Source organism: Mesorhizobium sp. KR2-14 (genome assembly GCF_040049255.1).
In the GTDB taxonomy this organism is placed as follows: domain Bacteria; phylum Pseudomonadota; class Alphaproteobacteria; order Rhizobiales; family Rhizobiaceae; genus Pseudaminobacter.
On record NZ_JBDZDR010000003.1, the window covers coordinates 135,952 to 148,229 of the forward strand.

Consider the following 12,278-nt stretch of genomic DNA (forward strand, 5'->3'; position numbering starts at 1 on the left):
CGGAACTGTCGACGTCGGTGGCTTTCAGCTTGCCGCCGGTGCTCTGCGCCTGGTCCGTCTCGGTCAGCTCGGCCGTGCTCGTGCCGGTGATCACAGCCGCGTCGTTGCTGCCGTGGATGGTGACGGTGATGAGCTGCGCGGTGCCGTCGGCGGTGTGCACGGTGATGCTGTCGGTGTAGTCCAGCCCCTCGACGAACTCGTCATGGGCGTCGTCCATGACATAGGTCCAGGTGCCGTCGGCCGCGATCGAGAACTTGCCGTAGCCGTTGCTGCCGGCCACGTCGGTCTGCACCACGAAGTCGGCGGAACTGTCGACGTCGGTGGCTTTCAGCTTGCCGCCGGTGCTCTGCGCCTGGTCCGTCTCGGTCAGCTCGGCCGTGCTCGTGCCGGTGATCACAGCCGCGTCGTTGCTGCCGTGGATGGTGATCACGACCTCCCGGGTCGCGGCGCCACGATGGCCATCATCGACCTTCACCGTGTAGGTGAGCGTGAGGTGCTCCCCGGCGGCCAGGAAGTCAAATGCCTCGGAGCCGGAGTTGAATTGCCAGGCGAGGTTGTGGGTATCGCCCGCATCGGCGGCGATTGCACCGGAGGTGACCGTCAGCATGGCTTGGACGTCGGCCGCCGAGAGCTTGCCGGAGGAGCCGCTCAGCGTAACGCCGGTCACGGAGGCGGTTATGCTGTCGCTGGTGTCGGCGTCGGTGACGGTCAGCGTGCCGCAGGTCTTCAGCCCCGCGTCGGTCTCGGTGAGGGTCGCCGCGGCGCTGTCGGAACCAACGAGATCGATCACCGGCGCGTCGTTCGTGCCACTGATCACCACCGTCAGTGTGCCGACGGAGAGCGTGCCGTTCGACATTTTGATCGTATATTGGATCGTGTCCGTGAACTTCTCTCCGGCACCGAGCGCGTTGATCTCCACACTCAGGGCGGCCGCGTCGTAGTGAATCTTGTTGTCGGCCCCTATCCAGAACTTGGCACCTTTGGCGCTGGTTTCTGCAGATTCAATACCAACCCCATCCTGGATCAGAAGATCTTTGTTGTATTCGGCGAACGCCTTGTTGGTGACGTTGATCGCAGCCCCGCCATCGTCGTTCTTGATCCCATCGTCGACCGAGTAGATCGTGGTGTTTTTGCCGCCGCCGCTCGCCGCCAGAACATCGAAGGTGAATGCGAGGGTTTCATCCTCGTTGCCTGTTTTAGTTATATTGGCTGCCGCGCCCGAATTCGAAAACGTGACGGTCGAGCCTGAGATTGTCGTGGTCGCCATTTCCAGTTCCTCTCGGTGATGCCTTTGCGAACGTCGGAAGTGTTCGCTTTCAACGGGTACTGTTGATCGAACGCGCGTCCTATCGTAGCCACAAGCGTTTGCTTTCGCCTGCGACCGTTCGTCAGGACCGAGCTGCTCTGACCGATCGTGAAGACTTTTGCCCTCTCCCGCAGCGCTTGCGCGCTCACACTCCCACATGTTGCCCTGCCACCAGATCACTGGGCAGGCACTCCCCACGTGATTGCTATACTAATCTTTACCGGTTGAAAACCATATTCTTGTTTGCATTCACTTAACCTTAATGGCCTGGACGCTGAAACTGCCAAAGGTGTTCGAGCTTTCACTAAGGGTGAACTGTCCCTCGTCTCTCCTTGTACTTGGCGGAGGGCACGAAGATTGATCCGGGCATCTTGCCAGCGCTGGACGGTCACCTGGGAGCGTGGGGGCGGCAGCGCTTCTTTCATCGGCCTGGCTCCTTCCCGGTCAAAAGAAGAAGTAGCTCGCGTCGCTTGGCAACGGTGTCCTCGCCGCGCCTCGGCTGAGTACGCCGACGGCTTGCATGCCGCAGGAATCTCGCGATAGCGTAGACAGGCATCCGAGAGCGACGGGAGCGCAGCCGACTGGTGACTGACCTGATTTTCGAACGGAAGCACGCCTTGGAGGCGATCCGCTTGGCAAAAGCCAACGGGCGGGAATGGCTGTATGAGAGCTATCCCAAACCGAACGGGCAGATGCGTAGATCCAGCACGGGATTCCTGATGCACGAGGGCGTGCCTCATCCCCCGTTAAACCGCTGGGGCGTCTGGCGAACGAGATCGCTGGGAGTCCCATGACAAGCAACCCGATTACCAACGTATTCCGGAGATATTTCGAGAACTTGCAGTTCCAACTGATAGACAGCCCGGAGGACGAGGCGGAGAGCGCGGCCAAGCGTCAGCGCCGTCTGGCGGAAGTTTGGGAGCGCCCGGGCCAAGCCAAGTTTCGCCGCGCGGTCTTCGAATTGTTCGGCGCGCGCTGTCTGGTGACCGGATGCGAGACGCTGATGGCCTTGGAGGCCGCACACATTCTGCCCGTGTCCAGCGGCGGCCGCGACGAAGGATGGAACGGCATCCCGCTGCGCGCCGACCTGCACCGGCTGTTCGACGCCGGCGTCATCATGCTGGAGCCCAGCACTTGGAAGCTGTTCGTCATGGAACCCGTGCGCAAGGAATACGGCCAGTATCACGGTCTGGACCTGGGGCCGGACATCGCCAAGATCAGCGACGGGCCGAAGCTGGCGGCGGCGCTCCGGAAACGGCTAGGTCTAACAACCCAGATGCGAGCCGATCAGACATCCACGTAGCTGGTCAACGGCACCAAGAAGAGCCGCGGACGTTTTCTCGTTGGCGAATGCGGGAAAAACGAGGTCTTTTTCTGTGCGGATATCTTCCACGATGCGGCCCATCCCTACATAGTCGCGGCTTCGGCTCCCGTCCGGTTGGTCTGCATTGGGTGGCCCCTCCAGGCATCCCATAGGGAACGTGCGCTGTAGGTTTCGATGGCGAGTCCCTGGCCGTTGTCGGTCACCCCCAATGGACCAGCGACCTGAAGCGGGGGTGAGTAAGCGTTAGGGGGGTAGCCTAAGTGACGCGGCTTGCCGGCGGGCATCATCGCAGAATAGCGCCGCGGCGCCTAGCCAACCTTTGGCATGCAAGCCACGATTGTCTGAAAACCTGGGTTCATTGCCCCGGCATTCGATGCAGCGATCGGGATAGTCTTCTGGTCGTCTCGACCGCCGAAGCTACGGCGGGCGGAGCTTACATATCGCTGGTTTACCGAGAAGGTCGGCGTGAAAGGATTACCGGTCCACCATACTCCAGCCAAGGTTAGGGTGCCCCCTTGCAAACCCGCGCGAAGGCTGGGGCGGATCTTGCGTTCCTCACGTCACGGGGAGCGCAGGGGGAGCGTTGCGCCGTTCTGCAGCTTCGCAGCGCCCCTGCCGGGCGCTTGGCCGCCCTCGGGCCCGGGCGGCATCGGGGCCGTGAGAGTGCCTCGCAGGCCCGAGAGCCGCTGCGGCGTGAAGGGGCGTACGGCTGGACGGCACAAAGCGCGACCTACCGATGGCCAACGCGACCGGTGCTGAAGTGCGACTTGCCTCACCGGTGGCTGTGTCGTCGCCGGCAGCCTGCATTGTTCCTGCTGTCGTGGCACAGCGGTTTAGCGCGTCCGGTCTGCTGTTCCGTCTCCACCGGCGACAGGGCACCGCTGGAGCTCTGCCCCAAGGGGAGGGTGTTGGGGGAGTTCTGCATACGCCAGATCAACTCCGGAAGGGAGGCAGCGTTGCCGGGGTCGGGAACGCTCGGCGCCTAGTTATGATGCCACCCCTTCCCCGGTCAAAAAAAGCGCTTCTTCCGGCTGTCAGCGGGTCCCCTCCTCGGCAACCGCGACGAACTGGGGGCCAGTCCGCCTCCTGTCGTCCGGGTCCGCGCGGCCCGATCGGCCGGTGCACACAACCCAACCCGGTTCCTGGGCCCCTCCCGGTAGCAAAAACTAAGGCGGAGGCTGGTTAATGCCCGGCGAAGGAAACTGAGTTGTAAGAGGACAGTCCCGCTGATGATCTGGGCCAGTGCGGCCCTTACGCTAAGCGCGAGGCGGCTCTTTTATCCACCGCTTCGAACCGCCACCATTGCCGGCTCCCACGGCGGGCGGAGGGCTACCGTCCATCCAAAAACCGCCTTTGGCGCGCCACACAGCAGACCGTTCGCGAAGGAAGTCTATGCCGTCTCGGACCTGATCCTCGCTTAAATTCGTTAGATGCGCGATGTGCGGTACGCGCTGTGGTCTTGGGGTCAGCACCCGTTCCACAATTTCTGCCATCTGCTTGGCATTCATTTCCGGTTCCCATGTTCGTTTCACGATCATTACCTAGGCAAAAAGCGGTCATAGTCCAGACGCCAGGAGAGCCATCCGGTGCAGGCGGTCTGTCGCTCCGCGCACGATAACCTCCCCCTCCCCAGGCCAAAAAGAGAACGCCTTCGGCAAGCCTGAGGGCCCCCTCCTCGGCAAATCGCGAGGTTCTAGCGGCCGGTCCGCCCACCCGTCGTCCAGTCCGTGCGGTCCGATCGGTTCAGACAGATCCGTCGTTCTAGTCGCACGCGCGGGCGAGGCATCAGCCGGCTTCCTGAAGGCAAACACCGGACCGACCGGACCGGGCCTCCTGACCGGCATCCGCCAGGAATCAGGCTCGTAGGGAGTTGCTCGGACCTCGGACTGACCGATGCGCAGGCATAGGTAGCGGCTGCGACATCGGAAGGTAGCAGCGAGCAGGTGGTTGGCGCGCGGAACGGAGAGGACTATCGGCCTAGGCCTGCGCTGAAACAGCAGCACTGGCTGCAGATGCCATCCAGGCTAGGTTCATGGGCCGCAGCATGGAGCAATAGCGCCCATTAAAGAGAGACGGGCCAGCGGTCCGACCGGTCTGGGCAGACTACAATTCTAAGCGCGACAAAGGTGGGTTAAACTACCATATGATACCACAATCGCTTTAACCTCGGACCGACCGGACCGCTCGGCCTAGAACGGGATATCCGGATTAGCTTGCAGAAGCCGAACACCTTGGTACACTGGAATCCTCGTCTTGCCGCCACGGCGCTCTTTGCTGGGCTTCACCTTGCCAGGGAAGGCCGCCATGAGATTGCTGCTGAATCTACTGATCGTGCCGGCATGTAGGCCGCGCGCCTCGCAGTAGGCGCGCCAAACCTGGAAAAGCTCGTCCTTCGCGATCAATGCATGGACGTCGAGTTCGCAATGCTCGTCGACGAAGCTGATGATTGGCGATCCCATATCCACCAGCGAGCCAAGCGCCTCCCGTGACTCGGCCGGCAACTCGAAGCGACCGCGCTGTTTTAGCCGTCGCCACCCTTCGATGGCCCATTTGAGTATTCCGGGCCGCTCCGCAAGCAGCTTGCCCAGCAACTCGGGATCTTCCCGGCCGAGGAAGCTCTCCGTGAAGACAAGCGGCAGGTATCGATTCGCCAACGCGGTCGACGCGTCGGTTAGCTGCGGCAGTTCGTTGCTAAGAATCAGAAACCGCGTCGGAAGGCGTCCATCCCACGCCGACTTGTACTTTCTGTGGATCGTGACCATGTCGCCGCCACTGACCCGCAGCAGGTTCTCGGCGATGGCGGCTTCATCTGTCCGCCTACCGATGCGCATATCTCCGATAATGGCGAGTTGCTTCCCGATCAGCGGCTCCATGCCGAACGGAGTAGCGAGGCTGTTCACGCTCGGACCAGACGAGTTTTGCTGCCCTACCAGATGGGTGATCACCTGTGCGATCGTGCTCTTGCCGCAACGCGGCGGGCCGATGAACATAAAAATCTTATGGAGGGAGGTGTCCGGCACCAAGAGGTAGCCCATGATTTCCTGCAGCGTCGCGATCGCCGCGCTGCTGTTTGGCCAATAATTCCCTAGGATTTCCAGCCAGCGCTCCGGCGGCGGCGCGTCGCGATCGTATGGAAACGCCAACGCGTTTCGCGTGTAGAAGGCTGGCGTGGGGGCAAGCAGCTCTCCCGTGGGCAGGTGCACGAGACCGTTTGCGCAGGCCAATATCTCACCGGGGGGCGGCCCCTCGCCATGCAGCCAGCATGGCGGAAAATAGCTGTCGCGCGGCCTGTGTGTCTGAGCCTGCAGTGCGTCGAGAATATCGGCGATCGACTTCTTGTTCGCTTGAAATGGCTTGTCTTCGCCTTGGGAATTACGCTCGACGGCGTTGGCGACGAGCCGGTACGTCTCGGCCTTGATCGTAGCTTCCTCGACCTCTTGATAGCTGGAGCCATTGTAATCCAGCCACTCGCCGTTCGTGTGCATCAGGTTCGGTCTGCAACCGCGGACGAATTCCGCCGCGCTGTGAGGCGGATTTGCGCGACTTAGCACCAGTGGCCCAGAGCTGACGTCTGCGCGAGCGCTGCGTGCCTGCCTTAGTGCGTATTCACGCGGGCTGTTCTTCTGATCGCGGACATGTTCGCTAATCCTGTAGTCGCTATTCGTCAGGACACCAACAATCTCCTCGTCGGAGCAACCGAGGCGGACCAGAGAACAGGCAACGAAATAGACGGCTTCGGATCGTGACGGCCAGCGTGTCGAGTCATGTGGATCGCCCCCTGTCCTTATGATTGCAGCGAGGTCGTTGGTTAGCCGCGCGAGCAACCCGTCCGGACCGGTAGGCGACATTGGCTTACTGATCGTGTGTTCGTTTGGTTTGTCCAAGCCGGCGGCGACCGGCTCCGGTGAAAGCACGATGGATTTGCTCGTTGGGCGACCAGCCTCGGTCAACGGAAAGTCAGACAGCGGGAATGCCTTCTCGCAATGGCGGATCAACGCAGTAGGCGCCAGCTTGCGCCCCTTCTCGCGTTTCTTCTTGTCCGGCCAGTTCGTTGTGCCGGGCAGGCGAAGAACTCGGCTCACGTCCTTCGCCGCAACATCACCGCCAAATCGCATCGCCAGTTCATGATTTAGGCGAGCGACTTCGTTCGCCATCTCCTCAGTGCCATCCAGCTCAATCGGATGGGCCAGGCCAAATAGCGCCTGGAATCCACCACCGCTGTCGACGAGGAACGTCGGATCGGCCTCGGCCAACAGCGCATAGATGCGACCTCTCTCGGCCTCGGTATGGCCCTTCTTCTCTTCGTCCGACGCGCTGACAGGCGGCGTTGCAGGATCAACGTCCACGTGGAGATAGCGCACCTTCGGAATGTCTGTCTTGTTGGCCTTGACCAACGCGCCGCGAGGGCTTCGCCTAACGGCGGGATATGGATTCACATGGTAGTATTGGTTGTGAAACGCATGATGGATGACCCACGCTTCTATCTTTTCCTCGTCGCCGGGATAGAAGGCTTCGCTGCACCATAGGCCTGTCCCATCTGCCTCCTTAGCCCAGAGGACCCACGGTCCCTGTGGTTGGTAAAGTTGCAGAAATCGGATTACGTGCTCGGTCTGGACAAATTCCGTTGGCGAAATATCGACGGGGGCGTTCATCGGCCGCTCCCTTTGCCAAGCGCGAGAATCCGGCCACGTTCGGCGCGCGCTGACCTTTCACCATCATGATCGCGCGCCTGTAGCCGGCTAGAGATCCATTCCTCGATCTCTCGCTCCAGGAAGGCGACCTTGTGGTCGCCAAGCGGCACCTGGCGAGGAAAACTGCCGTCGGCGATTTTGCGGTAGATGTGGGTTCTGGAGAAGCAGACGCGGCGAACCACCTCGTCCATGCTTATGAAGCGTTCTGCCATTTACTTCTACTCCGTTCGGGTGACGGAGCGGAACTTGCCTCAACGGCAGGATCCAAAATATTTGCTTATTGGGGGGCTAGCAGACCCCCGATGCCCGAGCCTTTCCTCGACACGCGCGAGAAGCCAGGACACGTTAGCGACAGTGGACACGAATGTTGCCGGCCGGGGGTAGGAGAATCACCCCAGACCGGCAACTTGGCACCATCGCGCCTCCAGTTCGTTTCGATGGACGCAACTTGGCAGGCTCTTTCGGTCTTGGCTGTCCAGCTTAACTAGGGTCGGATTTAACCCCATTGCCCTCATAAGCGCGAAGGGCCAGAAGCTCGGTACGCAACATCGCATAATTCCTGCGCGACATGGGCACGAGGGCGTTGTAGACGTCTATTATCCATCTCGTGATATCGTTGTCGCCTTCGTCTGCAGTGCCCCCCGGTACGAAGCGCGGTCGTGTACCTTTCTTGCTTACATGGGTGTACCAAAATCGCTGCGCCGCCGCGCCGAAGTCGCGCATCCATTTTGGGTTCGGCCGATTTCCGCCGCGCGGCGGCTGCCCCACGTCCGGGGAACTCCGGATGCTCATGGCTGCGGCAAAGATTTCTTGCAGAATGTAGAGGGCGGAAAAGGCATCTGGGAAGCGCATATCCGGGTCGGCTACTCGAAGCGCTTCGAAAAACGTTTCGTTCTGCAGATCGCCATCGATCCGGTCGATAAGATCGGACGTCTGCCAAAACGCTGGCTTGATCTGTTGCTCCTTGGTTTCCTTCCAACCCATAGCATCTTTAGGTATTTCCCAGTCGTTAGGCGATAGGCTCACTATGGACACCTGAAGCGTTATACGCTTGAGTTCGAGCAAGAGGTCCCTGTGTTCTCTGACAGCAGATATTCCGTGCGTCAAAACGAGCCTTTGATTAATCTCATCGAGCGCAACACGCGTATCTTCCAGAATTTGGCCGACGGCAGCGGATTGCTGGCTCAGGTCTGGATCGCGAAGGACCTCTTCCTCGATATCGCGCATTACATCCTGAGTCACCTTGGGACGAGGATTTCTGCGTGATGTTGCGGGGCGCTTGGAACTTGCGATGGGCTTTTTCGGAGGATTGCTTTCTGTCATAAGAGATCGTCACCGGTGTCGGCGGGGATGGCTTGATCAAGATAGAGTCTGTGCCCGGCTCAATATTTCTGCCCGGAGTGCCAGTTCACCATGTCCTGACGCGCTTGAACAGAGCCGGAGGAAACGAGGTCGGCAGCGGTAAGCTGGGAGCCCAAACAGTTCTGCGGCCTTGGCTGTAAACACCTCGGCTGGTTCATCGAGCATTCGGAATTGTTGCCGGAATTTCTGGGTTTGCATCTCGATTGACCACCAATCCGCGTCGAGGTCGAGTACTGTGCCCGCTTTCCATGGCGAGGTGGTAACACCCCTGGCTAGACGCGATGGTCGAACCGCCACAGCAATCATAGGCGTCGAATCAGCGATACGAGCCTTATCGAGACCGGAAGCCAGTCAAGCGTCCAGTGCTTACGCACCGCCCCGTGTGGGGCGACGATATGCAAGTACGAGCGCATGCGAGACCAACTGCGCAGCTGCGACATAGGTTTCGCTCAGCTCGATGCTACTCAGCTGGTGAAACACGCCTTCGGCCTCATCACTGAGTCAAAGCGACGGCGAAAACGTCCGATATTGCTTTACCTTTTTGCCGAGCCGTCGTCAGTGGCGACGAACGCGGGAGAGTTGTTCCGCCGTCATCGCGACGAGATAACCAGATTTGGCACCGAAGTAGCGGGGTCTGCCGTGGCCTTTGCAGCATGCAGCTACAGCGAGTGGCTTGCTACCTGGACGGACTCAGTCCCGGAAGTTCAAGTCCACGGTCGAGGTGTCGCCACCGCCTTCCAACCCTAGGCAGCGACGGGCTGGCGAGGCTTGTCCATGAGTACAATCGTCAGCAGGTGCTCAGCATATGCCTGCAGCGCCCGGCGCTTTTCCTCTAAGTAGTCATGCTTGTTATAGGTCTTCTGCAGGCCTGGCTTGGCGTGGCCGAGCACAGCGTCACGAATTTCCTGGTTGAATCCTAGGTGAGCAAGGCGGGTCTCGCAGGTCACCCGGAAGTCGTGCACGCGAAAGTGCTGGAGCACCGCCGCGGGCTTGCCCATCTCCTTCCGCAGATGCTCCTGCGCCAGCTCGTCGAGCGACCGCTTGCCCTGCGAGAACCCCGCGACGGGTACCCGGCCGTGCCGGGACGAGAACACGAAGTAGTCGTTGGCGTCCGTCCAGACCGGAAGTCGCTCGAACAGAGCCCAGAGGGCGTCCGACATCGGCACGATATGCTCGCGGCGGCTCTTGAAGCGCTCCTTGCCAAGGTCGAGCCAGCGATTCTCGCCGTCGATCTCCGAGCGCTTGCAGAAGGCCCACTCCGCCCGGCGCTGGCCGGTGAGCATGAGAAACTGATAGAGGCTGCCGAAGGGGTAGCGCAGCGCCTCGGCCGCTGCCCAGATCGCCCGCAGCTCGACGTCGGAGAGCGCGCGACCCGCCTCGGTGTTGCGGGCGAGGTCGGTGCGCTTCATGCCGCTCAGCGGGTTGGTCTCGATGATCTCCCTGTCCGCCGCCCAGTTGAAAATGCGTGACATCTGCTTGCGCACCTCACGAGCGGTGCCAATGCGGCCGCTGGCGACGAGGTCATCCATGATTTCATGAACGTCGGATCGTCGTATGTCGGCTATCGACGTGTCGCCAAGACGCGGCACGACATGCAAGCGGAGTACGCGCTCGACGTTCTGCCAACTCGATATTGTTCGCATCGCGTCCTGCTTCACGTGGCGTTCGAGCACGGCGGAGAAGGTATTTGCCCGCCGCTCTTTGACGGCCGCGACCAGTTCGGCTCTTGGGTCGCCCCCCTCGCTTGCTTTGGCAAGGATTGCCCGCGCCCTCTCTCTTGCATGGGTAAGACTAATGATCGGCCATTTGCCAAGGGTGATGCGGTGCTGCTTGCCAGCAAGAGGCCGACCGGCTGCTGTCTCCCCACCTTCGCCCAGCACTCGATAGATCACGGAGAACGATTTGGCTCCTTGCTCGGTCACTCGCAGTACGAGCCCAGGGCAAAGCTCGTCGCCAATCTCCAGTCGCCCCGACTTGGGTGGCGTCATACGTTCCAGCATTTGGCTGGTCAGGCGCTTCTTGGTTGTCATCGCCGTTGCTCCCCCGGGGTTGTGGAATCGGTCGTGTTGTTAGTTCGAGGGTTTCCACGGGGAGCCGAAGAAATCGGTTTCCGGTGGAACCCCACGGAACGAATCGTGTCCGCTCCCCGGAGCTACGGCAATCAATTTTTGGCCAAATAGTTTACCGGGCGTGACAGAATATGTCGTCGAATCAAGGGGTTGCCAAGGTTGGGGTCGAGCGTTCGAATCGCTTCACCCGCTCCAGTTTCCTTCGGGAAGTTAAGCATCGAAAGGCCGCGGTTTTCCGCGGCTTTTTCGTTTTTGGGCGGTTGAAATCACGACCGTCAGCGCGACATTGCGCAGAAAATCTCCCCTCGATGTGCTCCAAACGACGACGAGCAAGTTGCCGAACGCCTGGCACGGCCCGCGTCCACCACCTAAGCCGTTTAGCTTGCCTGCCGCGCCCATAGCAGCCGGCCCGGCGCAAGATTTTTTCAACGTCAATGCCCGGCAGGCACTAGCGGCATGCGCTGCCCCTACGTTAGCAGAGGCGCCGCGGAGCATTTAATCGCAAGGACATGACATCTTGATTCGCAATTCGCTTAAAACAATTTTCGCTCTCGGTTCCCTGTTTGTAATTTCACAGTCGGCCCTGGCTGCGGATTCCCTAGACCAGATCCAGTACGCAACCCCAGGCAACGAGGTCGTTTTCATCGGCGGCGTCGGCTACACTTGGCTGGAGGGCAACGAGCTTGTCTACGACAGGTCCGGCAACCGTATCAGCCATCTCATCTGGGAATCACAGGCCCCGGTCGTGACGGGCGCCCTGAAGGCCGAGGTGATGAAGGACTGGGTGGTTTCGGCCAATGGGGCGGTCAGCTTTTCCGGCAACAGCCACATGGAAGACTATGACTGGCTCGAGGATGCTCCGAGCTACAAATTTGACGACTGGTCGCATCAGTCGATCCATCCCGACACCCGTCTCGACCGCTACGTCAACCTCGACATCGCGCTGGGCCGCGATTTCACCGTCAACGACAGCACCGTGGTGAACCTGCATGGCGGCTTCAAATACACCAATGTGAAATGGACCTCCTATGGCGGCTCCTTCATTTACAGCAAAAATGGCTTCCGCAACCGGACCGGCAATTTCCCCGACAGGCCCGGCATCACCTTCGAACAGCGCCTGCCGGGGGTGTTCGTCGGCGCCGAGGCAACGGCGAAGAGCGGCGCGTGGACCTTTACCGGCCTCGTGCGCGGCGGCCTGACCATCGATGCGTCCGACACCGATTACCACTGGCTGCGCAACATCCGCTTTGAAGAGAAATACGGTGCAATCCCCTTCGTGTCGCTCGCTGCCAAGGCCGACTATGCGCTGAACGATCGGGCGGGCATCTTCGTCGCCGGCAATTTCGACAATTACTTCCGCAAGACCGGCGACACCTCGATGTACAGGATCGTTGATGGCGAACGGGGGCCGACCATGACGGGCGGAGCGGGCATGAGCTTCCGCGCGACGACCGTTTCGGCGGGCCTCAAGATGTCGTTCTGACACGCCTGCAGCGTAAGCAGCTTGCGACGGCCCGGCACTTATT

General features: G+C 60.6%; 7 protein-coding genes. 2 read left to right on the plus strand and 5 right to left on the minus strand.

From position 1 onward, the window contains the following. On the minus strand, positions 1–1,267 hold a 1,267-nt coding region (locus ABLE86_RS09660), incomplete at its 3' end, for a VCBS domain-containing protein (protein ID WP_348778736.1). Positions 1,268–2,096: 829 nt separating this feature from the next. Between ABLE86_RS09660 and ABLE86_RS09665 the strand changes: the two genes are divergently transcribed. Further along, entirely contained in the window at positions 2,097–2,609 is a 513-nt protein-coding gene (locus tag ABLE86_RS09665; protein WP_348778737.1) for an HNH endonuclease signature motif containing protein, read from the plus strand. Positions 2,610–4,819: 2,210 nt separating this feature from the next. Here ABLE86_RS09665 and ABLE86_RS09670 read toward each other — a convergent pair. The 4 genes from ABLE86_RS09670 to ABLE86_RS09685 form a co-directional block, all read right to left on the minus strand. Further along, a complete protein-coding gene (locus ABLE86_RS09670; protein WP_348778738.1) occupies positions 4,820–7,282 on the minus strand; it encodes a phage/plasmid primase, P4 family in 2,463 nt (820 codons plus the stop codon). Beyond that, positions 7,279–7,533: an AlpA family phage regulatory protein gene (locus ABLE86_RS09675; protein WP_348778739.1), complete on the minus strand. Its 255-nt coding sequence runs from the start codon at positions 7,531–7,533 to the stop codon at positions 7,279–7,281. Before ABLE86_RS09675 ends, ABLE86_RS09670 begins: the two co-directional genes overlap by 4 nt. A 268-nt stretch (positions 7,534–7,801) precedes the next feature. Then, positions 7,802–8,548: a hypothetical protein gene (locus ABLE86_RS09680; RefSeq protein WP_348778740.1), complete on the minus strand. Its 747-nt coding sequence runs from the start codon at positions 8,546–8,548 to the stop codon at positions 7,802–7,804. An 878-nt stretch (positions 8,549–9,426) separates the two neighbouring features. After that, positions 9,427–10,713 (minus strand): tyrosine-type recombinase/integrase, encoded by a 1,287-nt coding sequence (locus tag ABLE86_RS09685; RefSeq protein WP_348778741.1) that lies wholly within the window; start codon positions 10,711–10,713, stop codon positions 9,427–9,429. A gap of 556 nt (positions 10,714–11,269) precedes the next feature. Between ABLE86_RS09685 and ABLE86_RS09690 the strand changes: the two genes are divergently transcribed. Continuing rightward, complete coding sequence (locus tag ABLE86_RS09690) at positions 11,270–12,235, plus strand: omptin family outer membrane protease (protein ID WP_348778742.1); 966 nt, start codon at positions 11,270–11,272, stop codon at positions 12,233–12,235. Positions 12,236–12,278 lie beyond the last annotated feature (43 nt).